The 26593-nt window shown below is 70.0% G+C and carries 28 protein-coding genes; 7 read left to right on the top strand and 21 right to left on the bottom strand.

The features are described 5' to 3' along the window. Positions 1–200: 200 nt before the first annotated feature. Positions 201–1487 (bottom strand): S41 family peptidase, encoded by a 1287-nt coding sequence (locus ABLE43_RS15840; RefSeq protein ID WP_348979345.1) that lies wholly within the window; start codon positions 1485–1487, stop codon positions 201–203. Between the two features lie 112 nt (positions 1488–1599). Between ABLE43_RS15840 and ABLE43_RS15835 the strand changes: the two genes are divergently transcribed. Continuing rightward, entirely contained in the window at positions 1600–2061 is a 462-nt protein-coding gene (locus ABLE43_RS15835; protein WP_348979344.1) for an Lrp/AsnC family transcriptional regulator, read from the top strand. A 166-nt stretch (positions 2062–2227) separates the two neighbouring features. On the opposite strand, the gene pal is transcribed toward ABLE43_RS15835, so the two are convergent. The 14 genes from pal to ABLE43_RS15765 all read right to left on the bottom strand — a co-directional run bounded on the left by pal (position 2228) and on the right by ABLE43_RS15765 (position 12160). Then, positions 2228–2755 (bottom strand): peptidoglycan-associated lipoprotein Pal, encoded by a 528-nt coding sequence (gene pal / locus ABLE43_RS15830; protein ID WP_348979343.1) that lies wholly within the window; start codon positions 2753–2755, stop codon positions 2228–2230. A gap of 71 nt (positions 2756–2826) precedes the next feature. Further along, positions 2827–4146 carry a Tol-Pal system beta propeller repeat protein TolB gene (tolB, locus tag ABLE43_RS15825; RefSeq protein WP_348979342.1) on the bottom strand — a complete coding sequence of 440 codons (1320 nt, stop codon included), beginning with the start codon at positions 4144–4146 and terminating at the stop codon, positions 2827–2829. A 12-nt stretch (positions 4147–4158) separates the two neighbouring features. Then, the gene (locus ABLE43_RS15820; protein WP_348979341.1) at positions 4159–5145 is read right to left on the bottom strand and encodes a cell envelope biogenesis protein TolA; all 987 of its coding nucleotides are present in this window, start codon (positions 5143–5145) and stop codon (positions 4159–4161) included. A 4-nt stretch (positions 5146–5149) separates the two neighbouring features. Beyond that, a complete protein-coding gene (locus ABLE43_RS15815) occupies positions 5150–5581 on the bottom strand; it encodes an ExbD/TolR family protein (RefSeq protein ID WP_348979340.1) in 432 nt (143 codons plus the stop codon). 3 nt (positions 5582–5584) lie between these two features. Further along, entirely contained in the window at positions 5585–6274 is a 690-nt protein-coding gene (gene tolQ, locus ABLE43_RS15810) for a protein TolQ (RefSeq protein ID WP_425475280.1), read from the bottom strand. Then, positions 6274–6732, bottom strand: coding sequence for a tol-pal system-associated acyl-CoA thioesterase (ybgC, locus tag ABLE43_RS15805; protein WP_348979338.1), 459 nt, complete (start codon positions 6730–6732; stop codon positions 6274–6276). The genes tolQ and ybgC overlap by 1 nt, the downstream gene beginning before the upstream one ends. 46 nt (positions 6733–6778) lie before the next feature. Further along, positions 6779–7105, bottom strand: a complete 327-nt coding sequence (locus ABLE43_RS15800; RefSeq protein ID WP_348979337.1) for a hypothetical protein — start codon at positions 7103–7105, stop codon at positions 6779–6781. A 170-nt stretch (positions 7106–7275) separates the two neighbouring features. Then, complete coding sequence (gene ruvB, locus ABLE43_RS15795) at positions 7276–8295, bottom strand: Holliday junction branch migration DNA helicase RuvB (protein ID WP_348979336.1); 1020 nt, start codon at positions 8293–8295, stop codon at positions 7276–7278. Between the two features lie 65 nt (positions 8296–8360). Next, positions 8361–8876, bottom strand: coding sequence for a hypothetical protein (locus ABLE43_RS15790; RefSeq protein WP_348979335.1), 516 nt, complete (start codon positions 8874–8876; stop codon positions 8361–8363). Positions 8877–8938: 62 nt separating this feature from the next. After that, positions 8939–9538: a Holliday junction branch migration protein RuvA gene (gene ruvA / locus ABLE43_RS15785; protein ID WP_348979334.1), complete on the bottom strand. Its 600-nt coding sequence runs from the start codon at positions 9536–9538 to the stop codon at positions 8939–8941. Between the two features lie 244 nt (positions 9539–9782). Continuing rightward, positions 9783–10289 (bottom strand): crossover junction endodeoxyribonuclease RuvC, encoded by a 507-nt coding sequence (gene ruvC, locus ABLE43_RS15780; protein ID WP_348979333.1) that lies wholly within the window; start codon positions 10287–10289, stop codon positions 9783–9785. Positions 10290–10494: 205 nt separating this feature from the next. Then, entirely contained in the window at positions 10495–11238 is a 744-nt protein-coding gene (locus tag ABLE43_RS15775) for a YebC/PmpR family DNA-binding transcriptional regulator (protein WP_348979332.1), read from the bottom strand. A gap of 26 nt (positions 11239–11264) precedes the next feature. Further along, positions 11265–11798, bottom strand: a complete 534-nt coding sequence (locus ABLE43_RS15770; protein WP_348979331.1) for a DUF1003 domain-containing protein — start codon at positions 11796–11798, stop codon at positions 11265–11267. 125 nt (positions 11799–11923) lie between these two features. After that, on the bottom strand, positions 11924–12160 hold the full coding sequence (locus tag ABLE43_RS15765; RefSeq protein WP_066689655.1) for a DUF2312 domain-containing protein: 237 nt from the start codon (positions 12158–12160) through the stop codon (positions 11924–11926). A 145-nt stretch (positions 12161–12305) separates the two neighbouring features. Here ABLE43_RS15765 and ABLE43_RS15760 point away from each other — a divergent pair, with 145 nt between their 5' ends. After that, on the top strand, positions 12306–13643 hold the full coding sequence (locus ABLE43_RS15760) for an amidohydrolase (RefSeq protein ID WP_348979330.1): 1338 nt from the start codon (positions 12306–12308) through the stop codon (positions 13641–13643). Positions 13644–13779: 136 nt separating this feature from the next. Here the strand turns inward: ABLE43_RS15760 and glsA are convergent, their stop codons facing one another. From glsA to gspL, 5 genes are all read right to left on the bottom strand, one after another. Continuing rightward, positions 13780–14697: a glutaminase A gene (gene glsA / locus ABLE43_RS15755; RefSeq protein ID WP_348979329.1), complete on the bottom strand. Its 918-nt coding sequence runs from the start codon at positions 14695–14697 to the stop codon at positions 13780–13782. A 156-nt stretch (positions 14698–14853) separates the two neighbouring features. Next, complete coding sequence (locus ABLE43_RS15750; RefSeq protein ID WP_348979328.1) at positions 14854–16080, bottom strand: type II secretion system F family protein; 1227 nt, start codon at positions 16078–16080, stop codon at positions 14854–14856. A gap of 292 nt (positions 16081–16372) precedes the next feature. After that, on the bottom strand, positions 16373–17854 hold the full coding sequence (locus ABLE43_RS15745) for a GspE/PulE family protein (RefSeq protein ID WP_348979327.1): 1482 nt from the start codon (positions 17852–17854) through the stop codon (positions 16373–16375). Beyond that, positions 17851–18345 (bottom strand): type II secretion system protein GspM, encoded by a 495-nt coding sequence (gspM, locus tag ABLE43_RS15740; RefSeq protein ID WP_348979326.1) that lies wholly within the window; start codon positions 18343–18345, stop codon positions 17851–17853. Before gspM ends, ABLE43_RS15745 begins: the two co-directional genes overlap by 4 nt. After that, the gene (gspL, locus tag ABLE43_RS15735) at positions 18342–19424 is read right to left on the bottom strand and encodes a type II secretion system protein GspL (RefSeq protein WP_348979325.1); all 1083 of its coding nucleotides are present in this window, start codon (positions 19422–19424) and stop codon (positions 18342–18344) included. The genes gspM and gspL overlap by 4 nt, the downstream gene beginning before the upstream one ends. A gap of 33 nt (positions 19425–19457) precedes the next feature. On the opposite strand from gspL, the gene gspG reads away from it, so the two are divergent. From gspG to gspD, 5 genes are all read left to right on the top strand, one after another. After that, positions 19458–19943 carry a type II secretion system major pseudopilin GspG gene (gene gspG, locus ABLE43_RS15730; protein WP_348979324.1) on the top strand — a complete coding sequence of 162 codons (486 nt, stop codon included), beginning with the start codon at positions 19458–19460 and terminating at the stop codon, positions 19941–19943. A 104-nt stretch (positions 19944–20047) separates the two neighbouring features. Then, positions 20048–20503 (top strand): prepilin-type N-terminal cleavage/methylation domain-containing protein, encoded by a 456-nt coding sequence (locus tag ABLE43_RS15725; RefSeq protein WP_348979323.1) that lies wholly within the window; start codon positions 20048–20050, stop codon positions 20501–20503. A gap of 185 nt (positions 20504–20688) precedes the next feature. Further along, on the top strand, positions 20689–21054 hold the full coding sequence (gene gspI, locus ABLE43_RS15720) for a type II secretion system minor pseudopilin GspI (protein ID WP_348979322.1): 366 nt from the start codon (positions 20689–20691) through the stop codon (positions 21052–21054). Beyond that, on the top strand, positions 21051–21827 hold the full coding sequence (locus tag ABLE43_RS15715; RefSeq protein ID WP_348979321.1) for a type II secretion system protein N: 777 nt from the start codon (positions 21051–21053) through the stop codon (positions 21825–21827). Before gspI ends, ABLE43_RS15715 begins: the two co-directional genes overlap by 4 nt. A gap of 12 nt (positions 21828–21839) precedes the next feature. Further along, a complete protein-coding gene (gene gspD, locus ABLE43_RS15710) occupies positions 21840–23879 on the top strand; it encodes a type II secretion system secretin GspD (protein ID WP_348979320.1) in 2040 nt (679 codons plus the stop codon). Between the two features lie 194 nt (positions 23880–24073). On the opposite strand, the gene ABLE43_RS15705 is transcribed toward gspD, so the two are convergent. Then, a complete protein-coding gene (locus ABLE43_RS15705; protein WP_348979319.1) occupies positions 24074–26566 on the bottom strand; it encodes a PhoX family protein in 2493 nt (830 codons plus the stop codon). Between the last annotated feature and the right edge of the window lie 27 nt (positions 26567–26593).

The raw sequence follows: 26593 nt of genomic DNA, 5'->3' as shown, positions 1-26593 counted from the left end.
TGCAAGCTCAAGGAGTTCAAGCGCATCGCCATGCGAGCCTGCAAAACCGACCGCAGCTTCGAAGCCATGATCCACCTCGTCGGCGCCGTCATCAACTCACGATGAATCCCCACAGACCCTAGGTCATGCCGGGGGCATGACCGGCCCGACGCTCTTCCAGGGAGGGGAGGAACGTCGTCGACGTTTCCGGCGATGCCCCCTCACACCCCCGCTCCCCGCGCGAAGCGTTCGACCGATCCGTCGACCCGCTCGACCTCCAGTGCGACGATCCGTCCGCCCTCCTCGACGAACCGGAAGCGCGACGCCGGGTCCGTCTCGGGTACCATCACGTTCGCCGCGATCGGCACCAGCGGCGACGCGGCCCGCCCGCCGCGGCTGGTCGTCAGTCGATCACCGCGGACGACCAGCCGCCGGTCGCCATACACCCCGGCATAGTCGGCGAGCGGATGCGCCGGGGCCACCGGCGTGACGGTCGCGCGGTAGAAGGCGGCAAGGCGCTCGACCTCGCGCCGTTCGTCGGCGGGGACGGTCGTGGCGATCGCGGTCATCGCCGCCGCCTGCGCCGCCGCAAGCGCGCGGTCGACCGGCACGGCGATGGCGGGCGCGACGCCGACCGCCTCCCAGTCCTTGCCGGTCCTGAGGCTGACCGCGCGCCCGCTCGACACGCTCAGCACATAGCTTTTGCCGATCGGCAGCAGGTCGTTGCGGAACCCCGCCCCCGCCGTCCGCTCGCCGACCAGCGTGCCGAAGCCCAGCGCCGATACATGCGTCGCGAACTCCTCCGCCGCCGACGCCGTGCCGCCGCTGGTCAGCACATAGAGCGGCTTGCCCGCGAGGCTGAACGGCGCCCTCGGCGCGGTCGTGCTTTCGCCCGGACGCCCGCGCATCTCGAAGCGCATCAGCGGCGTGCCTTGCGGAACGAAATAGCTGGCCATCGCCGCCACCGCCCCGGGCGATCCGCCGCCGTTGCGGCGCAGGTCGATGATATACGCATCGCCGCCGTGCAGGAACTGCATCGCCCCGGCGATCGCCGCCTCCGCCTCGGGCGTGCCCCACTCGAACCCGTCATAGGCGACCATCCGGATATTGCCGGGCAGCACCTCCATCGCGCGCACGCCGCCGTTGTGCCGCGCGATCATCCGCGCCATCGCCGGCGGCATCGCCGTATCGTCGTCGGGCAGCGGCTCGTTGCCGAGCATCGCCGCCATCTGCGGATTGTACGTGATGCCGAGATGCTTGTCGGGCGTGACCGCGTCCATATCGGCATTGATCCGCTCGGCCAGCGCCTCGCCGGTGAGGCCACGATAGCGTTCGGGCTGACTTAGCGCCGCGCTCAGCTTCGCCGCGACATCGGGCAGGACATAGCGTTCGGCCACCGCCTTGCGCGTGGCGGCGACGACCGTGGCGGGATCGTCGGCGGGGGCCTGTGCGGCGGCGATGCCGGGCATGGCCAGCGACAGTGACAGAGCAACGATCCGGCGGCGCATATTCCCTCCCCTTGGACGAGCCGCCTTATCGCTTGGCCGCCCCGCCCGATTTCGGCAAAGACGGGGGCCGGACCGGCGAAATCCGGCAAGCTGACGGGGACAGGGGACGGCAATGCGCGATCTGGATCGCTATGATCGCGAACTGCTCGACTGCCTGCAACGCGACGCGCTGCGCACCGCCGAGGATCTGGCGCGCGACGTGGCGCTCTCCCCTTCCGCGATCACCCGGCGGGTGCGGCGGCTGCGCGAGGACGGGACGATCGTCGCCGACGTGGCGATCGTGTCCGACCGGGTGGGGTCGTTCCTGTCGGCGCTGGTCGATGTGCAACTCGATCGCCACGCGCTGCCGCATGTCGATGCGCTGCTCCGGCGGCTGGAGGCCGATCCGCGGGTGCAGGCGATCCTCGAGGTCGCGGGGACGTTCGACCTGACGCTGATGGTCGTGGTCGAGGACATGGCGGCGTACAACGCCTTCGCCGACGCGATGCTGGCGGACGATCCGGTCATCCGCCGCTACGAGACTCGCTTCGTCAAGAAACGGCGCAAATGGTCGGCGGCCCGGCCCCTGGCCTGACCGGCGGGTTCAGGGTCTTGTCCACTGACGTGGAAGCGGTGCCGGCCCGCTCCCCCACGGGTCCCAGCAAAGTAGTACTTTGCTGGGCTACCCCCACCCGACCACCCATTCAGGATACGCTGTGGGTGGTCGGGTGGGGGAGCGGGCCGGCACCGCCCTGATCCAGCTACTGGAGCACCACCGTCACCGCGCGGCGGTTCTGCGCCCATGCGGCTTCGTCCGAACCCAGCGCCAGCGGGCGTTCCTTGCCGTAGCTGATCGTGGTGATCCGCGACGCGGAGATGCCGCGCGCCGCCAGATAGCTGGCCGCCGCATTGGCGCGCCGGTCGCCCAGCGCGAGATTATATTCGCGGGTGCCGCGCTCGTCGCAATGCCCCTCGATCGTCACGCGGACATTGGGATAGCGCTGCAACCACTGCGCCTGGGTGTCGAGGATCTGCCGCGCGGATGCGTCGATGTCATACTGGTCCAGCCCGAAGTTGATCGTGTCGCTGGCGACCGATCGCTGGAAATCGGCGCGGGAGCCGGGGACGATCGTACCCGCGCCGCCGTCGGTGCCGGTGCCGCCGGTACCGGCATTGGGATCGACGGTCTGGCCGGGCGCGGGCGGCAGCACGGCGGGACGCTTCTTGGCGCAGCCCGCCACCGCCAGCAGGCCGGTGGCGAGGATCAATGCGGTCGAGAATTGCTTCATGGGGTCACTCCCTGGTCGTTACGCATCCACCACAATGCCCCTGTAGCGGAAATTGCCCCCGTTGGGAAAAGTTACGGACGAATCGGCCCCCAGCTCGGGTCCGACCCGTCGAGCGCGGTCGGAATGCGGCGGATGTTGGAACCCGTCAGGTCGACCGACCAGATCTCGGTCCGGCCCGAACCCTGCGCCGATCGGAAGAAGGTGAGCACGCGGCCGTTGGGCGACCAGCTCGGCCCCTCGTCGCCCCATGCGTCGGACAGCAGCTTCTCGCCCGACCCCGAAGGCGACATGATGCCGATGCGGAACGATCCGCCCCCCTGCCGGGTGAAGGCGATCAGGTCGCCGCGCGGGGACCAGACGGGGGTGCCGTAGCGCCCACCGCCGAAGCTGATCCGCTGCTGGTTCGATCCGTCGGCGTTCATGACGTACAACTGCTGCCCGCCCGAACGGTCGCTCTCGAACACGATCTTCGATCCGTCGGGCGAATAGCTGCCCCCCGTGTCGATGCCGGGCGAGTTGGTCAGCCGCTGCAGGCTGCCCCCGGCGGCGGGCACGCGATAGATGTCGGTGTTGCCCGCCTGCGCCATCGAGAACAGGACATAGCGCCCGTCCGGCGAGAAGCGCGGCGCGAAGGTCAGCGATGCGTTCTGCACCAGCAGTCGCTGCCGCCCGCTGCCCAGGTCATAGACATAGATGGCGGGGCGTTCATTGACATAGCTCATGTAGACGATCGACTGCTGGTTCGGCGCGAAACGCGGCGTCAGCACGATCGACTGGCCGTTGGTCAGGAAACGGTGGTTGGCCCCGTCCTGATCCATGATCGCCAGCCGCTTGATCCGGCGGCCCTTCGGCCCCGTTTCGGAGACATAGACGATGCGGCTGTCGAAATAGGGCCCCTCGCCCGACAGGCGGGTATAGACCGCATCGGCGCATTTATGCGCCGCGCGCCGCCATTCGCCGGGCGCCACGTTGAACCCCTGCCGCGTCAGTTCGGTGCGGGCGAACACGTCGTAGAGATAGCAGCCGATCGTCAGCGTCCCGTCGCCCTCGGCACGGACATAGCCCTGCACCAGCGCCTGCGCCCCGCTCCACGCGGCATAATCGGGGGCCTGCACCTGCCCCATCGCGACGGCGGGCAGGCCGTTCGGCCCGGCGGGCTTGAACAGGCCCGAGCTGCGCAGGTCGGCGGCGACGATCTCGGCCAGCTGCCGCCCCAGCGCATCCGTCGATCCGGCGGGGGTGCCCGCGACGGCGGGCGTCGGCATCACCGGCACCGCGATGGGCAGCGGTTCGGAAATGCCGCCCTCGATATCCACCTCGACCTGCGCGAAGGCCGGTGCGGCGGTGAGCGTCGCCAGCGCGGCGGCAAGGGACAGGATCAGTCTGTGCATCGGTCTCTCCGGTCAGCCGGGCAGCTTGTAAATGACGATGATGTCCTTCCAGCCGCCCTCGTACAGCTCGGCGGGAAGTTCATAGGGCGCGCACTGGATGATCGCGGCGATCGCCAGTTCGGACACGCGCTGGGCATAGCGTTCGTTCTCGCCGTCGATGCCGGTCTGCCCGCGCAATTGCGGCTTGGCGGCGAGCGTGCCGTCGGGGCGCATCTGGAGGCGGATGCGCGACCGTATCTGGTTGGCACCCGGCCCCGGATTGGGGATGCGGTTGGCGCACGGCTGCACCTGCCGCTGGATCGCGCTGGCGAGGCCGGCGAGCGACTGCGCGCCGACCGCCGCCGCGCGCGGGGCCTGCGCCTTGCCCGGCGTCGGCGTGTCGGCGATCCCCTTCAGGAAATCATTACCCAGCCGCCCGCCGCGCGGGCGCTGCGCTGTCGCCTGTGGCGAGGTGCCCTGCCCCTTGGTCGCCGCGGGTTTGGTCGCAGGTCTGGCGGGGGCGGCGGGCCTTGCGGGTGCCGCCTTGGGCTGCGCCGCCGGACGCGCGGGCGTCGAGCGGGGCGGCGTCTTCGCGGGCGCGGGCTTCGGCTCGGGCGCGGGGGCCGGTTTCGGCGCGGGCTTGGGGACCGGCTTCGGCACCGGCCTGGGGGCGGGGTTGGGCGCGGGCTTCGGTTCGGGGCGCGGCGCGGGCTGCGGCTTTGGCGCGGGGGCAGGCGGCGCGGGTTCCGGCTCGGGCGCGGGTTCGGGTTCGCTCGCCGCCTCGGGCGGGGCGGCATCCTCGGGCGGGCCGGTTTCGGGAGCCTGTGAGACGGCGGGCGCCTCGTCCGGATTGGGCGATGTCTGCTCGGCCGCGACCTCCTCGGCGAAGCTCACGTCCATCGGCTTCGTCTCGAGCTTCAGCGGATTGGGCGTCGCCAGAAACCCGACCGACAGCAGCCCGAAGAGCACGACATGCCCCGCGACCGCGACGCCAAGCCCGATCCGCTCCGCCTTCTGCATGGCCCTATTGCGCCACGCTGATGAGCGACACGCGGTTCAGCCCCGCGCGGTTCAGCTCGCCCAGCACTCGGTTGACCCGGCCATAGTCGAGGCTCTTGTCGGCGCGCAGCATCACCTGCCTGGGCTCGGTCGCCCCCGCGCCCGCCGCCGCGATCTTTTCGAGTTCGCCCGGCAGATTGTCGCCAGAGATTTCCACGTCGTCGATGAAGGTCCGGCCCTCGCCGTCGATCGACAGGGTGATCGGCTCCTGCGCCTGCTCCACCGCCTTGGCGCGGCTGTCGGGCAGGTTCACCGGCACGCCGCTGGTCATCAGCGGGGCCGTCACCATGAAGATGATGAGCAGCACCAGCATCACGTCGACCAGCGGGGTCACGTTGATCTCCGCCATCGGCGCGCGGCGGCCCTTGCCCCGGGCGGAGGGGAGGTTCATCCCCACGCTTCAGACCCCTTCAAGCTGGCGCGAGAGCGTGGCGTGGAACGCATCGGCGAAGCGATTGAGGCGCGATTCGATCCGGTTCACGCTGTGGCTGAAGCGGTTGTAGGCGATGACGGCGGGGATCGCGGCGAACAGCCCGATCGCGGTCGCGAACAGCGCCTCGGCAATGCCCGGCGCCACCACCGCCAGCGAGGTATTCTGTTCCGACGCGATCGAGGTGAACGAACGCATGATCCCCCACACCGTGCCGAACAGCCCGACGAACGGCGCGACCGACCCGACCGTCGCCAGCACGTTCAGCCGGTCGGCCAGCGTCTCGCTCTCGTCCGCGACGCTCGACGCCATGGCGGTGGCGAGGCGTTCGCGTGTGCCGTCGCGGTCGATCGTCTTGGCGGCGGTCGATCGCCGCCATTCGCGCACGCCCGAGGAAAAGACGCGGGCGATCGCGGTATCGCGCGATCCCTGCAAGCGGTGGAAGGCGTCGATATCCTCGGCGCGCTCGAACTCGCTCTCGAACCGGTCGATGTCGCGGCGGACCTTGCGGGCGCGCACGAGGAAGCCGACGATGATCGCCCATGTCCAGATGCTGGCCGCCAGCAACCCGATCATCACCGCCTTCACCACCCAGTCGGCCTGAAGGAAGAGCGCGACCGGCGACATCGTCGCGGCGTCGGTATTCACGAAAGCGTCCATCATGCCCCTTTTCCGGTTGTCGCCAGCCGCGTGAACGTGTCGATCCACGCCGCCGGTTGCCGCCGTGGCCGCCCGTTCGCGCCCACGAACGCCACCTCGACCCGCGCCGATGCCAACAGGACATCGTCGCGGATGACTGTCTGCTGAATATCCACCGCCGCCGCGCGCACCCGCGCGACATGGCTGACCACCACCAGCGCATCGTTCAGCCTTGCGGGCGCGCGCCAGTCGAGTTGCGCCGATCGCACCGCATAATAGCCCTCGCCCGCTTCCTGTACCGCCCGCTGGTCGATACCGGCCAGGCGCAGCATGTCGCTGCGCGCCCGCTCGAAATAGCGCAGGTAGTTGGCGTGATAGACGACGCCCGACAGGTCGGTGTCCTCGAAATAGATGCGTAAGGGAAAGCGGTGCTCCGGCCCGACGAAGCGGCCACCGGTCGGCTGGTCGGGGTCGGTCATAGGTCCGCTTTAACCATCGACGCAGGCGGGGGAAAGGGGGGCGGGATCAATCGCCCGGCTGCTGCACCACCGATACCTTCGTAAACCCCGCCGACTGGAACAGATAGATCAGCCCGCCGACGATGCGATAGGGCGTGTCGATCCGCCCGCCGACCGACAGGACGACCGGGCGGTCCTTGTCCGGCATCGCCTGCAACGCCGCCGCCATCGCCGCCTGTTCGTCGGGCAGCGTGAAGTGCCGCGTGCCGATCGTGACCCTCGCGCTGGCGTCGGCGGCGATCGCTACCGGCACCGTCAGCGGTGCGCTCTCCGCGCCCAGCGGCGCCGCGATCATCCCCAGTGCCGCCGATCCGAGCAATTTGCCGCGCTTCATGCCGCTTCCCCTCAATCGATTCATCTACGAAACTCCTTGCCCGTATCCCCGCGCAGGCGGGGGTCCAGGAGTCGCGAACGCAAGCCGTTGTGGTACCCCGCTCTGGACCCCCGCCTGCGCGGGGGTACGGCAGGATCAGGCGCCGGCCTTCGACTTTCGCAGAGGAATCCTCAATCGAACAGTCCGTCCTGCACGCCCGCAGGCGGCTCGAACCCCAGATGCTTCCACCCGCCCGCGTTCAGGCAGCGCCCGCGCGCGGTGCGGGCGATCATGCCGATCTGGATCAGATACGGCTCGATCACCTCCTCGATCGTGTCGCGCGGTTCGGAAAGGCCCGCCGCCAGCGTCTCCACGCCCACCGGCCCGCCGCGATAGACGTCGGCGATCATCGTCAGATAGCGCCGGTCCATCGCGTCCAGCCCCTTGGCATCCACCTCCAGCCGGTTGAGCGCCGCATCCGCCGTGCGCGCATCGACGATCTCGACCCCTGCGACATTGGCGAAGTCGCGCACCCGGCGCAGCAGCCGCCCGGCGATGCGCGGGGTGCCGCGCGCACGCCTGGCCACCTCGGTCGCGCCGTCGGTGGCGATGCCGAGGCCCAGCAGCCCGGCCGCGCGCGTCACCACCCGCGTCAGTTCCTCGACCGTGTAGAATTGCAGCCGCACCGGAATGCCGAAACGGTCGCGCAAGGGCGTGGTCAGCAGCCCCTGCCGTGTCGTCGCCCCCACCAGCGTGAAGCGCGGCAGGTCGATCCGGACGCTGCGCGCCGACGGACCCTCGCCGATCATCAGGTCGAGCGCACGGTCCTCCATCGCCGGGTACAGCACCTCCTCGACCGCCGGATTGAGCCGGTGGATCTCGTCGATGAACAGCACGTCGCCGTCCTCGAGGTTGGTGAGCAGCGCCGCGAGGTCGCCCGACTTGGCGATGACCGGACCGGAGGTGGCGCGGAACCCGACCCCCATCTCGCGCGCGACGATCTGGGCGAGGGTCGTCTTGCCGAGGCCGGGCGGCCCGAAGAACAGCACATGGTCGAGCACGTCGCCCCGCCCGCGCGCGGCATCGATGAACACCCGCAGATTCTCGCGCGCCGCCTGCTGCCCGACGAACTCGTCGAGCGCCTTGGGGCGCAGCGCTGCGTCCACGTCGTCGGGGCGGCGGATGGGGGTGGTGATGCGGTCGTCGGTCACAGGTGTTCCCTAGACGTTCGCGGGGGGATGCGTCGAGGGGGTTGGTGCACGCCCGCCGGATGGCGTCATTCCAAGGCCAGCGCGAATTCGGTTCGCCACCATTCGCGATTTTCCGGACTGTCGATACGCCGGTCGAAGGGGCTGCGGCGAGGGTCGGCCGATATCATGCCGAGCGCCTGCGGCACCTTGGCGAGCCAGCCGAACATCTCCTGCAACTCCTCCCACGTCACCGACTTCTCGACCCCGTTCATCTCCCACAGCAGCCGTCCCGGGCGGCCGTCGTGCGCCGACACGATACCGATCAGGCCGTGGCACAGACCGTTGCGAATGTTGCGCGGACGCTGCAGGCGGTCGCAGAGTGCGTCCGCCAGCCGCGTGCTGAGCGACGCCGCGTCCGGCAGGTCGGAAACGGTCGCGCGCCACGCCTGCAACGCCTTCGCGACGCCGTGAAAAGACGTCGGCGGCACCTTGCTCCGGCCACGGCGGACGACTTCCTGCTGCGCGGCGCGCTCGATCCTCGCCCACAGCAGCAGCAGCGATCCCAGCGACGCCGCCATCCGATCATAGGTCGCTTCCGACATTCCGACGCCCTTGCTGCGGACTACCGGTGCTGTCGTACCTGCGCGGCGTAAACAAAACCTCGCTACCGCGACGCCTTCCTGAGCGCCAGCCGCACCAGCGCATCGAGCGTGACGCCCGGCCCCAGTTCCTCCGCCGCCTTGCCGACCGCGGTCGCCGCCTCGGCGGGGCGGAAGCCGAGGTTGAGCAGCGCCGATACCGCATCGCCCTCGACGCCACCGCCCCCCGCCGCCGGGGCGACCGTGCCGGGGCCGAGCGCGATGCCGCCGACCTTGTCCTTCAGTTCCATCGCGATGCGCTGGGCCAGTTTCGGGCCGACGCCGTTGGCGCGGGCGATGCTGGCCTTGTCGCCGCGGGCGATCGCGGTGCGGACCTCGTCGGGCGACAGCGTCGAGAGGATGCCGAGCGCGACGCGCGCGCCGACCCCCTGCACCCCGGTCAGCAGGCGGAACCAGTCGCGCTCGTCGGCGCTGGCGAAGCCGACGAGGCGGATGAAGTCCTCCGCGACCAGCATCTCGGTATGGATCGTCACGCTGCCGCCGACCGGCCCCAGCGCCTGCAAGGTGCGCGACGATGCGCCGACGAGGTAGCCGACGCCGTTCACGTCGATGACCGCATGGTCGATGCCGGAGACGGACAGCGTGCCCTTGAGATGCGCGATCATGGGTTGGGTCTTTGCGGAAAGCGTACCCCCGCGCAGGCGGGGGTCCAGGGCAGCAGGCGACGGTGGTCCCGTGGGGCACTGGGTCCCCGCCTGCGCGGGGATACGGACAGGGTTGCGGAGTCATTCGCCGTACCCCGGCGGAGGCCGGGGTCCAGTCGGGGGATTCCGACGATGGTACGACCGGCCCGCAACTGGACCCCGGCCTTCGCCGGGGTACGGGCGGTATGGGCCACGGTACCGAACCTCACGCCCCCACCCCGCTGCGCCGCGCCCGCGCATGCGCGCTCGCCAGATGGTGGGCGTGGGTGATCGCTACCGCCAGCGCGTCCGCCGCGTCCGGCCCGGACAGCTTCACGCCGGGGAGGAGGTGGCCGACCATCGCCTGAATCTGCTTCTTGTCGGCGCCGCCGGTGCCGACCACCGCCTTCTTGACGATGCTCGGGTGATATTCGCCGATCGCGAGGCCCGCACTCGCCGCCGCGAGCAGCACGACGCCGCGCGCCTGCCCCAGCTTCAGCGTCGATTGGGCGTTGCTGTTGCCCAGCACCTCCTCCACCGCCGCGCCGTCCGGGCGTTCGGTGCGGATCACCTCGCCCAGCGCGCCGGAGAGCAGCGCGAGGCGGCGGGGCAGCTGCATCGACGGATCGGTGCGAATCTGCCCGTTGGCGATGTGCGACAGCCGGTTGCCGTCGGCGCGGATCACGCCCCAGCCGGTGGTGCCGAGGCCGGGGTCGAGGCCGAGGATCAGCATGACCTCGATCCTCCCCGGCACGGAGTATCGGGTCGACCATGCCCCGCAAGGTCGAGGATCGTCCGGGGGACGATCCGACCCGATACTGGGGACCAGCGAAGCTGGTGGAGGGGGGCTTCCGCAGGCGTTGCGCTGTGGGGCGATCCCCCTCCACCACCGCCTCCGGCGGCGGTCCCCCTCCCCGTTCCGGGGAGGATCGGGGTCGTCAACCCAGCTTCTCCATCACCTCGTCGGACACCTCGTAGTTCGCCCAGACGGTCTGCACGTCGTCGTCGTCGTCCAGCGCGTCGATCAGCTTGAACAGCGTCGCCGCATCCTCCTCGCCGACCGACACCATCGTCTGCGGCCGCCATGCGAGCTTCGCGCCCTCGGCCTCGCCCAGCACCGGCTCGAGCGCCTTGGCCACTTCATGCAGGTCGCCGACCGCGGTCCAGATCTCGTGGCCGTCCTCGCTCGAGGTCACGTCCTCGGCACCCGCTTCCAGCGCCGCCTCGAACACCTTCTCGGCGTCGCCCGCTTGTGGAGGATAGCTGATGAGGCCGACCCGGTCGAACCCGTGGCTGACCGATCCGGCGGTGCCGAGGTTGCCGCCGTTCTTCGACACGGCGGTACGCACGTTGGTCGCGGTGCGGTTGCGGTTGTCGCTCAGCGCCTCGATGATGAGGCTGACCCCCGCCGGGCCGAAACCCTCGTAGCGGATTTCCTCGTAATTCTCCATGTCGCCCTTCGACGCCTTGTCGATCGCGCGCTGGATATTGTCCTTGGGCATCGACTGCGCCTTGGCGGCGTTCACCGCCGCGCGCAGCCGCGGGTTCATGTCCGGATCGGGCAGCCCCATCTTGGCCGCGACGGTGATCTCGCGGCTGAGCTTGCTGAACATGCCCGAGCGCTTCTTGTCCTGCGCGCCCTTGCGGTGCATGATGTTCTTGAATTTGCTATGGCCTGCCATCGGTGCCTCTTGGTTGTAGCGCCGCTCTACGCCTGCGAACGGCTTTGCGCCAGCGCGTCGATCTTCGCCTCCAGCGCCGCCAGCCGATCGATCACGTCGGTATCGAGCTTGGCGTGGAGCGCGAGGATGTCGATCTCGGCGCGCAGATTGGTTTCGTAATCGAGCCGCGCCGCCAGCCGGTCCTTCTCAGACTGCCGGTTCTGGCTCATCATGATGACCGGGGCCTGGATCGCCGCCAGCGTCGACAGCATCAGGTTGAGAAAGATGTACGGATAGGGATCGAACGCCATCCCGAAGTGCTGGAGCACGTCGGAATTGAGCAGCATCCAGCCGAGCAGCACCGCGGTAAACGCGATGATGAACCCCCACGACCCGCCGACCGCCGCGACCCGGTCCGCCAGCCGGTCGCCGAAGGTCGATCGCGCGTCCGATTCGTCGGCGGCATCGCGGCTGACCGGGGTGCCGCGTTCGATCGCGGAGAGGACATGCGCCTCCTCCTCGCCGTGCGGGTCGCCGTGCCCCTTCAGCAGGCGGGTCGCGAAATGGAAGACGCTGGCCATGTTTCAGTTCCCTCGTCCGGCGTTCGATCCCGGTAGCGTTAGGCCGGAACCGTTCGTGCCGGGTAGGGGCTGAGCCTGTCGAAGCCCCTACTCAGGACGAACGGAACGGGATACGCCGTCCCCGATCAGATACCGAGCGCCTGCTTGTAGGTTTCGAGCAGCATGTCCGCCTCGTCGCGGTGATGCTTTTCCATGCGGCGCAGGCGGATGATCGTGCGCATCGTCTTCACGTCGAACCCGGTCGACTTGGCCTCGCCATAGACGTCCTTGATATCGTCGCTGATGCCCTTCTTCTCTTCTTCCAGCCGCTCGATCCGCTCGATCAGCAGCCGCAGTTGTTCGGCGGAGACGTTGTCGGTCATGATGTCCCTTCAGGCATTGGTGCAAATGGTGAACGGGCGCGCCTAGCCGATCGGGGCGGCGGCCTCAATGGGGCGACGATTCACCCCTGTCCAGCGCCGCCGCGACGCCATAGGATCGCCGCCATCGACAAGGGGGAATTACCGGATGCGCCGCACGATCCTGACCGCTGCCTGCCTGCTCGCCGCCACGCCCGCGCTGGCCGAACCCGACTGGGCGGGCGCCGTCCGCGCCGATTACAAGGCGTCGCTCGGGCAAATGTGGGACTGGTTCCACCGCAACCCCGAACTGTCGTTCAAGGAGGTGAAGACCGCCGGGCGCATGGCCACCGAGCTGCGCGCGATCCCCGGCATGGTGGTGACGCCCGGCGTCGGCGGTACCGGCGTGGTCGGCGTGCTGCGGAACGGCGCGGGGCCGGTCGTGCTGGTGCGCGCCGACATGGACGGGCTGCCGGTCGAGGAGAAATCGGGCCTGCCCAACGCCAGCAAGGCGCGGCAGGTCGGCATCGACGGGGTCGAGGCGCCGGTGATGCACGCCTGCGGCCATGACACGCACATCACCTCGCTGGTCGGCACCGCCCGGCGGCTGGCGGCGCTGAAGGACCGGTGGCAGGGCACCGTCGTGTTCATCGTCCAGCCCGCCGAGGAGCGGGTCGGCGGCGCCAGCGCGATGCTGAAGGACGGCCTCTACACCCGCTTCCCCAAGCCGGACTATGCACTGGCGTTCCATGTCGCCGCCGGGCTGCCCACCGGCATGGTCATGGCATCGGAGGGCATCCAGTATTCCTCGTCCGATTCGGTCGACATCACCATGCCCGGCATCGGCGCGCACGGGGCCAGCCCGCATGCGGGCAAGGACCCGGTGTACATGGCGTCGCAGCTGGTCATCGCCTTGCAGGGCCTCATCAGCCGCGAACGCCAGCCGCTGGCCCCCGGCGTCATCACCGTGGGGTCGTTCCATTCGGGCCTGAAGCACAACATCATCAGCGACGAGGCGAAGTTGCAGGTGACGGTGCGCGCCAACGACGAAGCGACGCGCAAGCAGCTGCTCGACGGCATCCGCCGCGTGGCGCGCGGCGTCGGCGAACTGAACGGCATGCCCGCCGACAGGATGCCGGTGGTCACGGTGATCGAGGGCACGCCGACGACGATCAACGACGCCGCGCTCGCCCGCCGGCTGAACGGGGTGATGGCGACGACGCTCGGCCAGGCGAACGTCGTGCCGTTCGAGCAGGGCGGCATGGGTGCGGAGGACTTCGCCTATCTCGTCCAGCCCGACAGCAAGGTGAAGGGCTATTACTTCGCGGTCGGCGGCACGCCGCTGGCGGAGGTCACGGCGGCACGGCGCGGCGGCGCGCCGATCCCCTCGCACCATTCGCCGCTGTTCAAGGTGGCGGCGGAACCCGCGATCGTGACCGGCACGATCGCGATGACGGCGGCGGTGCTGGACCTGCTGGGGCCGAAGGGCGCGGCGGCGGGGCAGTAAGGCCCCGCCTCCACCTCAAACCCATCCCGTTCGGTTCGAGCTTGTCGAGAACGCGGTTCCGCCGGGCGGGGCGTTCTCGACGGACGCTTCTCGACTTCGCTCGACGCTGCTAGAACCGAACGGGGGGTGTTGGGGTTCAGCCGAACACCGACCAGTCCATCCGGTCCGCCAGCATCTCGAGCGCGTGCACGCCGAGGATCGAATTGCCCTGCCGGTCGAGGTTGTTCGACCATACCGCGATCGACGCGACCTGCGGCACGATCGCGAGGATACCGCCCCCCACCCCGCTCTTGGCGGGCAGGCCGACGCGATAGGCGAAGTCGCCCGACCCGTCATACTGCCCGCAGGTCGTCATCATCGACAGCAGCCGCCGCGTCCGCCTGGCGCGCCTGTCGGCCTCCGCATCGCCGGTGCGCGCGGTGCGGGTCAGGAACAGCCCGGCCTTCGCCAGCGACTTGCAGTCGAGTTCGATCGCGCATTGATGGACATAGGCTTCCATCACCTCGTCCAGATCGCTGTGCAGGTTGCCGTGGTGCTTGGCGAAGCTCATCATCGCGCGGTTCAGGTCGCCGCCGGTGCGCCCCGTCTCCAGCACGTCGTCGTTCAGGATGACGCGCTCCAGCCCGGCTTCGCGGCCCACGAAATCCACCACCGCCCGCGCCTGCGCATCGTCGCCCATGTGCTCGCACAGGATATCGCACACCACCAGCGCGCCCGCGTTGATGAACGGGTTGCGCGGCACCCCCTTGTTGCGTTCCAGATCGACGATCGAATTGAACGGATCGCCCGAAGGCTCGCGCCCGACCCGCTTGAACACCCCGTCGCCGCACGCGCGCAGCGCCAGTTCGAGCGCGAAGACCTTGGAGATGCTCTGCAAGGGAAAGCGGATATTGGCATAGCCGCCATGGTGCAGTTCCCCGTCGGCGGTCGCCACCGCCATGCCGAACCAGTCGGGCGGATAGTCGAGCCCCGCCTCCGCCGCCGCCTCGATCTCCGGGCCGTGGGTGGTGATATGCTCCGTCACCTCGGCGACGATGCGGGCGAGGTCGGTCATGGGCGTTCCTTGGGAAATGAAGGGTTTAGGCCGATGTAGCACGATAGCCCGGCACGCGCGAACCGTACCCCCGCGCAGGCGGGGGTCCAGCGCCGCGGGGCATGGCGTTCGCGACTCTGGATCCCCGCCTGCGCGGGGATACGGCATATCGGATCGTCAGATCGACACCAGATTGTTGAGGTTGATGATCGGCAACAGGATCGCCAGCACCATCATCAGCACGAGGCCGCCCATCAGCAGCAGCACCATCGGCTCCACCAGCGCCACCAGCGTCGCGACCAGCGCGTCCAGCTCGCGCTCCAGCTCGCCCGCCGCACGGTCGAGCGCGGGGGCGAGCCGCCCCGAGGTCTCGCCCGACGCGACGATCGCGACCAGCATCGACGGGAATATGTCCGCCTCCGCCATCGCCGCGCGCAGCGACAGCCCCTCGCGCACCCGGGCCGCGACGGTCAGCGCCTTGTCGCGCACGAAGCGGTTGGGGGTGACGGCGGCGGCGGCGTGCAGCGCCTCGACCAGCGGCACCGCGCTGCCGACCAGCGTCGCGAGGCTCCCGGCGAAGCGCGCGGCATTGTGCTGGCGGCTGAAGCGGCGGAACGGCGCGCGCGTCGCGAACCGCCGGTCGAGCGCGAGGCGATTCGCGGGCACCTTCAGCCAGCGCGCACCGACGAGGAACAGCACCAGCGCGGCCACCGCGACATAGAGGCCATAGCCCTGCACGAACGCCGACAAGGCGATCAGCGCGCGCGTCAGGAACGGCAGCTCCGCCCCGCGCGACACGAACACCCGCACGATATCGGGCACGACATAGACCATCAGCAGCACCATCATCCCGAAGCTGACGGTGGCGAGCAGCGCCGGGTACAGCAGCGCCAGCTGCATCTTCTGTCCGTTGGCCTGTCGCGTCTCGACGAAATTGGCGAGGTGGTTGAGCACGTCGGGCAGCTTGCCCGACTGTTCCCCGGCGGCGACCGAGGCACGGTAGAATTCCGGAAACGCCTTGGGGTGGCGCGCCAGCCCCTGTGCGAAGCTGCGCCCGTCGAGGATCGCGGCGCGCACGTCGAGCAACAGCGCGTTCACCGCCGCATTGTCGGCCTGTCCCGCGACGATGCGCAGCGATTCCTCGATCGAGATGTCGGAGCCGACCAGCGTCGCGATCTGCCGGGTCATGGTCGCCAGCGCCTTGCCCGACACGCCGCGCCGGAACAGCCGGGGCAGCTGGACGCCGCCGAGCTTCGGCCCCTTCTCCGCCGCCTCCTCGACCGACAGCGGCAGTTCGCCCCGCTCGCGCAGCATCGCGCGCGCGGCGGCAGGGCTGGAGGCTTCGATGACGCCCTTGACGGTCGCACCGGTGCGGGAGGCGGCACGGTAGGCGTAGGCGGTCATCCGACACCCACCCCACACGCCACCCGTTCGGTTCGAGTAGCGATCGAGCGAAGTCGAGAGCGCGTATCGAGAACGCCCCGCCCGGGGAGATGCGTTCTCGACAGGCTCGAACCAAACGGAAGGCGGTAGGGCGACGCTGCGGCACGTGGCGGGGGCGCTTCTCCCCTACCACCACCGTTCGGTTCGAGCAGCTTCGAGCCTGTCGAGAAGCGTCCGTCGAGAACGCCCCGCCCGGGGAGATGCGTTCTCGGCAGGCCCGAACCGAACGGGATGCGAAGGGATCGGGAAGCCCTCACCCCTCGTCCCGCACGACCCGCGCGACCTCCTCGACGGTGGTGATCCCGGCGCGGACCTTCGCCACCCCGTCGTCCAGCAGCGACGGATTGCTCGCCCGCGCGGCCTTTTCCAGATCGGCCTCCGCCGCGCCGTTGTGGATCATCGCCTGCAACCGGTCATCGACCGCGACCACCTCGTACAGCCCGGCGCGCCCGCGATAGCCCTCATGGTGGCACGCCTCGCAGGCACCTTTCCGCCACAGTTTCTTGCCCGGCTTGATCGCGCCCCCCAGCAATACGCTGTCCGCCTCGGTCGCGCGGTCCTGCCACGCGCATTCCCGGCACAGCCGCCGCACCAGCCGCTGCGCCACCAGCCCGACCAGCATCGGCGCCAGCAGATAGCGCTCGACCCCCATGTCGATCAGCCGCGTGACCGATCCGATCGCGGTGTTGGTGTGCAGCGTGGAGAGCACGAAATGCCCGGTCATCGACGATCGCACCGCCGTCTGCGCCGTTTCCTGATCGCGGATCTCGCCGACCATGATGACGTCCGGGTCCTGCCGCAGGATCGCGCGCAGCCCGCGGGCGAAGGTCATGTCGGTACGCGGATTGACCTGCGTCTGCGCGATGCCCGCCAGCTCATATTCGATCGGGTCTTCCACCGTCATGACGTTGCGGCGGCGATCGTTCAGCCGGGTCAGCGCGGTATAGAGCGTCGTCGTCTTGCCCGAGCCGGTCGGCCCCGTCACCAGCAGCAGCCCGTGCGGCCGCTCCAGCAGCCGCGCGAACACCTGCTCGTCGCGCCCGGTCATGCCGAGGCCCGCGAGGTCGAGCATCATGCCGCCGCGCTCGAGCAGGCGCAGCACCACCCGTTCGCCATGCTGCGTCGGCATGGTCGAGACACGCGCGTCGACGTCATGCCCGCCGATGCGCAGCGTCACCCGCCCGTCCTGCGGCGTGCGGCGCTCGGCGATGTCGAGCTTGGCCATCACCTTGATCCGGCTGACCAGCAAGGGCGCGAGTGCGCGCGGCGGCTCGACGATGTCGCGCAGCACCCCGTCGATGCGGAAGCGCACGACGAGGCGCTTCTCCTGCGTCTCGACATGCACGTCGGACGCGCCTTCCTTGATCGCCTCGAGCAGCAGCGCGTTGATGAGGCGGATGACCGGCGAATCGTCACGCGCGTCGAGCAGGTCGTCGACCGCCGCCGCACTGTCGGCCAGCGCCGCGAGATCGGTTTCGGCCAGTTCGATATCGGCGGCGGTCGACGCGCTGCCGCCATAGCTTGCCTGGAGCGCGGCATCGAACGCCGCGTCCTCCACGGCGACGAACGGCACGCCGGGGGCGACGCGCTGCACTTCCAGCATCGCGTCGAGCGTGGCGTCGGCGCGGTGCAAACACTCCATGCCGCCCGGCCCCAGCCGGATCAGCACGCCGCCCTTGCGCGCATAGCCGTACGGCAGGCGCACCGGTTCGGCGTGGAGCAGCGTGTCGGTCATGGCCGGAACTCGATCGTCGCGTTGACCCGGCCCGATGCCGATCCGCGCTGCATGGTCACGCGGGCGACGCCGATCGTGCTGGTACGCGATACCTCCGCCAGCCACGTCACCACCGCCGGATAGGGCGCATCGGTCAGCGTCGCGGTCACGCCCGCGCCGCCGCTGCCCAGCACCGCTTGCAGCCCCGCCGCGCTCGCCGCATTGGCGATCACCGTCTGCGGCGGCCCCGCCGCCAACGTCTGCGGTGCGCTTTCCAGCCGCCCGGCGGCGCGGACGCGGGCCATCAGCGTCTCGGCCTGGCGGATGTCGGCGCGGGCCTGCGCGCGCGCCGCCTGCACCGGCTTGACCACGCCGTACACCAGCACCACCCCGGCGAGCAGCGCCGCGAGGATGCCGACCAGCCAGCGCTCGCGCGTCGACAGCCCCTGCCACCAGCCGTCGAAGCGGGCCAGCGCCGCCTCGATCCGGGCGTTGCGGCGGAGGACGATCATGCGCCGCGCGCCGTGATGCGCAGGCCACCGCCCGGCGCGGTGGCGACCTCGCCCGCGATGCCCGCGCCGGTCAATGCGGCGCGTATCCGGTCGGCCATGCCGGTTTCGGGCGATTCGGCGTCGATGGTCAGCACGTTTCCTTCAAAATTCATCGATCGCACCACCAGCACCGGCCCGATCGGGGTCAACGCCTGTCCCACGCGCGACAGCAGCGGCACGAAGCGGTTGGTGCCGGTCGCGCGCGGCAGCAGGTCGGCGACGCGCGTCGCGAAATCGTCGCCGCCGGTCGGGACATTGGGCGCGGTGGTCGCGACCAGCTGTTGCAGCGCCGCCTGCCGCCGCCCGGCGATGCGTTGCAGCATCAGCGTGTCGGCCACCGCGATCACGCCATGCGCCAGCGCGGCCAGCCCAAGGATCATCGCCACCTTGCGCGCGACGCTGGGCAGCGGGCCGCGACGCCGGGCATGGAGTCCCTGCCGCAGGTCGATCGGCGCGGCGGCGACCCGCTCGGCGAGCGGCGCGGGCGGAAAGGCGCTACCCTGCCCCGCCATCGCATCGGGCAGCGGATCGCCGGTCGCCTGCACCGGCGGACGTCCCGCCGCCTCCCATGCCGCGACCAGCATCGGCGCAGGCAGCGCGAATCCGGTACCGTCGGCGGCACGCACCAGCGCGCGGGCACCGGTCAACTCGACGCTCCACCCCTCGACCGGGGCGGACAGCGCCAGCGAATCGGGCACGAAGCGTGCCCCGCCGATCCCGGCGGCCCCGGCGATCGCGATCCACTGCGCCATCACGCCGTGCCGGACGACGGCGACGAGGTAGCGCCGGTCGCCCACCGCCTGCCCCAGCGCGAGGTGCACCGCCTCCAGCGGATCGGCGATCCGGTCCTCCACCGCGAAGGGCAGCGCGGCCAGCCGTTTGGCGGCGCTGGGCAGCGGCAGGTCGGCGATCAGCAGCAGCACCGCTTCGGACGGCACGAGCAAGGTTGCGGGTCCGGCGGCATCGACTAATATGGCTTCGCCGCCCGCGACAGCCCACACGCCCGCGGCCGGACCGGCGGGGGCGGGTTCGATTGTCACAATGGCTTCATCGTGTGGACGCATGGGGCGTGGATGCGCAGTATATTCCGAAAGTTTCGTGACACCTTGGCCGCGAACCCCGCCGCCCGCAAGGTTTCTGTACCCGACCGCGAGGCCGGGCTGACGCTCGTCGAGATGATCGTCGTGCTGGCGATCATCGCGCTGGTCGCCGCCCTCATCGTGCCCAACGTCATCAACCGCCCCGATCAGGCGCGGGTGACGACGGCGGGCACCGACATCAAGTCGATCTCGGGCGCGCTCAAGATGTACCGGCTCGACAACGGCGATTACCCGACGACGGGCCAGGGGCTGAAGGCGCTGGTCGAAAAGCCGACCCAGCCGCCGGTGCCCGGCGCCTATCCCCCCGACGGATACCTGCCGCAGATGCCGCAGGACCCGTGGGGCAATCCGTACGTCTATGAATCGACCGGCGGGCGCTTCACGCTCAAGTCGCTCGGCAAGGACGGCAAGCCCGGCGGCGAGGGGCTGGACGCCGACATCGACGGGACCGCGCGCTGAGCCTGACCCCGGATCGTCATTCCCGCGCAGGCGGGAATCCATACACGCTGGGCGCGCGAACGAATCGCGATCGTCAGCGGCAATGGCCCACCGCCTGCGCGGGGGTGACGAACGACCATGCCCAATCCGGCATGACCCTGATCGAGATGCTGATCGTCCTCGCGATCATCGGCGTGATGGCGGGTGCGGTCAGCCTCAGCATCGGTGCCGCCACCCGCGCGCCGAACGTCGAGGCGGAGGCGCACCGCCTCGCGACAAGGCTTCAGGCGGCGGCGGACGATGCGATGCTCGGCGACCAGCTGCTCGCCTTCACCATCGAACCGCACGGTTACGGCTTTGCGCAGATGGGGCCGAAGGGACTGGTGCCCCGCACCGACGATGCGCTGGCGTTCCACACCCTGCCCGGCGGCATGGCGATGACGCTGTCGGTCATGCCCCCGGTGGTGCTGGGCGTCGACGGCACCGGACAGCCGCTGTCGGCGACGATCCGGGGCGGCGACCAGACGTGGCGCGTCGACTATGACGGCATCACCGCCCGCGCGACGAAGGTGCAATCTTGATCCTCCCCGCTCCGCGGGGAGGGGGACCATGCGTAGCATGGTGGAGGGGGGTGTCCGCGCACGCTACCGTTGCGTCCGGGGCGCACCCCCTCCACCATTCGCTTGCGCGAACGGTCCCCAGTATCGGGTCGGATCGTCCCCCGGACGATCCTCGGCCATGCGGGGCATGGCCGACCCGATACTCCGTGAACGGGGAGGATCGAGAAGGCGGCTTTTCTTTGATCGAGGCGATGGTCGCGCTGGCGGTACTGGCGATCGCCACGGTAGGGCTGATCGGCGCGGTCGAGCAGCATATCGATTCGACCCGCGGCGTCGAGCGGCGCGCGGTCGCGATGTGGGTGGCCGAGAACCGCTTGGCCGATCTGGAAGTGGGGACGCCCGAGGCGAATGGGGAACAGGTCGACATGCTGGGACGCCGCTGGAGCGTGCGCGTGAACCGCGTGCCCACCACCGATCCCGAACTGGACCGGGTGACGATCACCGTCGCCGCCATGGGGGAGTCCGCGCCGCTCGCTCGGCTCGACGGCTTCCTGCGCGGGGACGGCGCATGATCGTGATCGAACGCCTCCGCCTGCGCGACACCAACCGGATGCTCGACGTGCTCGCGGGCGTCGCGATCGTCTCGGTCGCCTTCGCGCTCGCCGGACTCGTCTGGCGGATCGCGGGCCATGCCGACAGCGGCGCGATCACCATCCCGTCTGCCCAGCGCGCCGCCGCCGTCGCCGTCGACAGCGGCCCCGCCGTCGCGTGGAACCCGTTCGGCAGCCCGACCGCCGCCGACGCCACCGCGCCCACCGCGATCCAGGCGGTGCTGAAGGGCGTGGTGTTCGCCCGCCCCGCCGAACTCTCGGTCGCGTTCGTATCGCTCGGCAGCGAACCGGCCAAGCCGCTCAAGGTCGGCGATGCGGTGGCGGGTGCCGCGATCACCGAGATCCGCCGCGACCGCATCATCCTGAACAACGGCGGGCGGCTCGAATTCCTCGCCTTCCCCGATCCGTTCGGCACCGCGACCCCCGCCCCCGGCACCGCGCCCCCCGCATCGGGCCAGCCGACGCTCGCCCCGCCGACCGCCCCCTCGCCCCCCAGCGCGCAGGCCGTACTCTCGCGCCTCAACGCCACGCCGGTCGCGGGCGGCTATGCCATCGGGGCCAACGCCCCGCCGGGCATGCGCAGCGGCGACGTCATCCAGTCGGTCAACGGCGCGGCCATGACCGACCCGTCGGCGGTCAACGCCGCCATCGCCGGCGCCGGCGCCTCCGGCCAGGCGCAGGTCACGATCCTTCGCGACGGCAAGCCGATCACCGTCACCGTTCCCATTCGTTAGGGCCTATATCCCGTGCGCCACCCGCTCCGTATCGCGTTCCTCGCCCTCGCCGCGACCAGCCTGTCGCCGCTGTCCGCGCAGACTCCGCAGGCTGCCGACATCGTGGTCAACATGCGCGGCGTGGAGATCGCCGACGTCGCCGACCAGATCAGCCGCATCACCGGGCGCACGCTGATCCTCGACCCCACGGTCAAGGGGCAGGTGACGGTGACGTCCGCCGAACCGCTGACCCCCGCCGGAGTCTGGGAGCTGTTCCAGTCGGTGCTGCGCGCCAACGGCTTCGCCGCCGTCCGTTCGGGTTCGGCATGGCGGATCATTCCGCAGGCGAATGCGGTGCGCGACGGCGGGGTGCGCACGCGCGGCGTCGGCGGGCAGGAACTGACGACGCGGATGGTGCGCCTGTCCAACGTCCCCTCGGCGGACGCCGCGCGGATCGTGCGCCCGCTCGTCGCCAGCTTCGGCAGCGTCGAGCCGCTGACCCAGCCCAACGCCATCGTCGTCACCGACTATGCCGACAACGTCCGCCGGATCGAGGCGCTGGCCCGCTCGCTGGACGGGGGCGGCGGTTCGACCTTCACCACGATCACCCTCCAGAACGGCAACGCCGCCGATATCGCCGCCGCGATGCAGGGCGTGCTGGGCGACGGCGGCGCGCGCGTGGCGGGCGATGCGCGCAGCAACACCATCCTCGTACGCGGCACGCCCGCCGCGGTGGCGGAGGCGCGGCGCATCGCCCAGTCGCTCGACGCCCGCGGCGGTGCCGCGCAACTCTCGACCCGCGTGTTCCGCCTGAACTATGCCGATGCGGAGAGCGTGACCGACGTGCTGCGCGGCATCCTGGGGCAACAGCAGTCGGCGTCCAACCCGGTCGCGCGCAGCCTCCAGACCAGCTCGCAGCGCACCAACGCCGGGGCGGCGCTGTCCGGCCTGATCGCCAACGGCGGGGCGGGCGCGGCGGGCCTCGCCGCGCAGGCAGGCGGCGCGACGGGTCTCACCGGTGGCACCGCGCCGATCGGCCAGAACCAGCCGACCCAGACGCCGCAGGGCTTCACCACCCCCGACATCACCGTCCAGCCCGCGCCCGACATCAACGCCGTCGTCGTGCGCGGCACCCCCACCGCCATCGCCCAGATCGAACGGCTGATCCCCGACCTCGACGTGCGCCGCCCGCAGGTGCTGATCGAGGCGGCGATCGTCGAGATCGCGGGCGACGATGCCGAACAGCTCGCCGTGCAGATCGGCACGGCGGGCGCCGCGCTCAACCAGGTCAGCGGCGTCGGCACCTCGTTCGGCACGGCGGGCGCGTCGCTCGGCCAGATACTGAACGTGCTCGGCGTTCCCGCCGCGGCGTTGCTCAGCGGCGGACTGACCGGCAACCTGACGATCGGCAACGACTTCTCGATCCTCGTGCAGGCGCTCAGCACCTCGACCAAGGCGAACCTGCTGTCCACGCCGCAGATCACCACGCTCGACAACAAGCTCGGCGAACTGGTGGTGGCGCAGGAGGTGCCGTTCGTGACCGGATCGATCCTGACCGGCAACGGCACCGCCAACCCCTATACCACCATCGAGCGCAAGGACGTCGGCATCACCCTGCGCGTCATCCCGCGCATCAACGCGGGCGACACGATCCGGCTGGAGGTGAGCCAGGAGGCATCGGCGCTGTCCGCCACGCAGCTGAGCACCGCCGCCGACCTCATCACCCAGAAACGCTCGACCACGACCACGGTGCTGGCCGACAACGGCCAGACGATCGTGCTGGGTGGGCTCACCAGCGACGATTACAACCGGGTGCGCAGCCAGGTGCCGGTACTGGGCAGCATCCCGATCGTCGGCGAACTGTTCAAGGGGCGCAGCGAGCGGCGGCAGAAGCGCACGCTGTTCGTGTTCCTCAAGCCCACCATCCTGCGCGACGGCGCGGACGCATCGGCGGCGGCGCGCGCCCGCTACGACCGGCTGCGCCAGGACGAGGTGCTGCAGGGCGACCGGCGCAGCCTGCTGCTCAACCCGCCCGCGCCCCGGCTGACGCTGGAGATCGACGGGATTTACTAAGGGGGGCGATATCCAGAACTGGTCCGGCATCTTCCCTCCCTGAAAGGGAGGGGAGTTTCCTCCGCGCGACCGCTGAACGTCGATCGGCCCCAATCGGTATATCGACTGCGCTCGACACGAACGGCTGACGTATCGATCAAGCTGCTCGACGGAGCGCAAGGGGCGACGACCAACCGGCCGCCGCCCCGTGCCGCCTACAGCGCCACCACGCCGCCGTCGTCCTTGGTGATGACCACGGTCGCCGAACGCGGACGGCTGCCCGCCGTGCCCGCGGGCCAGGTGCTGGTGATGTTGGCCGCGTTGCCGCCCTCGCCCGGATGCTGGATGTTGACGAACAGCGAGCGGCCGTCCGGGGTCGAATCGACGCCGGTGATCTCGCACTGGACCGGCCCGACGAGGAAGCGGCGGAGCGTCGTGCCCGGCGCCTTGCCGACGCGGGTCGTCGCGGTGCTGGTCGCCGACACGCCGGTGTTGGTGACGGTGCGCGTGCCGCCGTCGCCGACGCTGCCCGGCATCGCCGCCAGCATCATGCAGTTGGTGACGTCGGTATACGCCCCGTCGTCGGTCTGGATCCACAGCACCGGCGTCACCTGACCGCTCGCGTTCGACGGGCGACCGAACCACAGCCCGTCGGGGCTGGAGAAGTCGTTGGTCGCATCGAGGCCCGACAGGTTGATGTTGGTCGGATCGAGGTCGGAACCGGCGCCAAAGGCGTACACGTCCCAGGTGAAGGTCGTCGCCTCGGTGGTATCGCGGGCCTCGCGCAGGCGGACGATATGGCCGTTGGCGTTGCCGGTCGAGCGCGTGCCGTTGACGCGCGGATCGATGTACGAGCGCGGGTTGGCGGCATCCACCTGCGCAGGCGAACGCGACGAGTTGTTGGTCAGCGTGCAGTACATCTCGCCGGTCGCCGGATTGACCGCGGTCCATTCCGGACGGTCCATCTTCGTCGCGCCCACCGCATCGCCCGCCAGACGGCAATGGGTCAGCACATCGGCCTGATCGGCGAAGGGATAGAGGCTGTTCGATGCGTTCAGCCCGTTCTGGCCGTACACCAGCGCGATCCATTCGCCCGAACCGTCGGCGTTGAACTTCGCGACATACAGCGTGCCGTTGTCGAGATACTTGTCGCCGATGCCCAGCCGGTCGCTCGCACCCGCATCCGCCGCCGCCCAGGGGGTGGCCGACACGAACTTGTAGATATATTCGTTCTGCGCATCGTCGCCCATGTAGAAGGCGGGCTTCACCCCGGCGAACACCCGGCCCGGCCACACGCCTTCATGGTTCATCCGGCCGAGCGCGGTGCGCTTGCGCGGCGTCGAGGTCGGATCATAGGGATCGATCTCGACGCACCAGCCATATTGGTTCGGTTCGTTGCGGAAGTCGCCGGTGCCGTTCGACGGCTGCGACGCATCGACGGTCGCGTTGAACTTGCGGATCAGCGTCTGCCCGGCGACCTGCTCGGCGGCGGTGGTCCAGCCGTAGTTGCCGCCGCGCAGGGTATCGCCGCTCGCCGTGTTCAGCCCGTAGCGGGCGAACGCCTGCACCGCCTTCGCGCCCAGCGCCGCGCTCCGCCGGGCATTGTCGCCCGCCTCGCGCCGGAAATAGCCTGCCCAATTCTCCTCGCAGGTCATGTAGGTTTCCCACGGCATATGGCCGTTGGCGCAGTTGTTGATCGTGCCGCGCCCCGCCGTGCCGTCGGGCGAATAGGCGGTGAACAGCAGCGCGCTGCCCCGCACCGGGCCGCTGAAGCTGGTCGGGGTGAACGGCGTGATGCGGCGGTTGAGCGGCGAGGACTGGACATAGCTCCACGCGCCGGTCGACGCGCGGGTGACTTCGACCACCGACACGCCGTGGCACTCCATCTCCTTGACCACCTCGGCGGTCGGGCGGACGCCGTTCGTCAGCGTCACGCCGTTCGGGTGGAGATATTGCTCCGAGATATTCTCGTGGTTCATCACCAGCACGCCGCGCGTCGAGTTGGTCGAATCCTGCGCGGTGCCGCTGGCGGCGAGGCCGAAATAGCTCATGCCGTCATGATGATCGCCCGCGCGCGCCGAAAAGCCGGTGTCGGTGCCGTTGTTGGCATAGGCAGGCGTCGCGCTGTTGAGCGGATCGCCGAGGCGATAGAGCACGGTCGCGGTATAGCCCGACGGCACGACCAGCGTGTCGGCGAGGCTCTTGGCCACCGCGTTGAAGCCCAGCGTCGCGGGCGATACGGCGACGGTGATGTCGGTGGTGCTGACCGCGCCCTTGGCATCGGTCGCCGCATAGCGGAACACGAGGTTGGTCGTCGCGGCGACCGCGGGGGCGATGAAGGTCGCGGTGCCGGTATTGGCCCCCGACAACGCGACCGTCGGGCCGGACACCTGGGTGAAGGCCTGCGACGTGATCGCATTGTCGTCGGTCACGGTACCGGTCAGCGTCACGACGCGCCCGGCGCTGGTCGCGCCGCTCGAACGCCCGGCGACCACCGGCGGGATGTTGTCGATCCCCTGCGTCTTGTCGTCGCATGCCGCCAGCAGCGCGCCGCCGAACACCGCGACCGCCGCCGTCGACGCACCGCCGCGCAGCGCCTGCCGCCGCGAATAGCGCTGCTCGACCAGATCGTGCAGGCTCAGGCCTCCGCTGGGATTGGTTTCGATGTCGCCGTCGGAATAGCCGAGGGCCGGATCGGTGTACTGCATGATATTCCCCGCATGATCAGGATATGC

The organism is Sphingomonas silueang (assembly GCF_040049155.1).
GTDB classification, from domain to species: domain Bacteria; phylum Pseudomonadota; class Alphaproteobacteria; order Sphingomonadales; family Sphingomonadaceae; genus Sphingomonas; species Sphingomonas silueang.
Note: the sequence above shows the minus strand (reverse complement) of the source record. Positions and strands in the feature narration are given on the sequence as shown.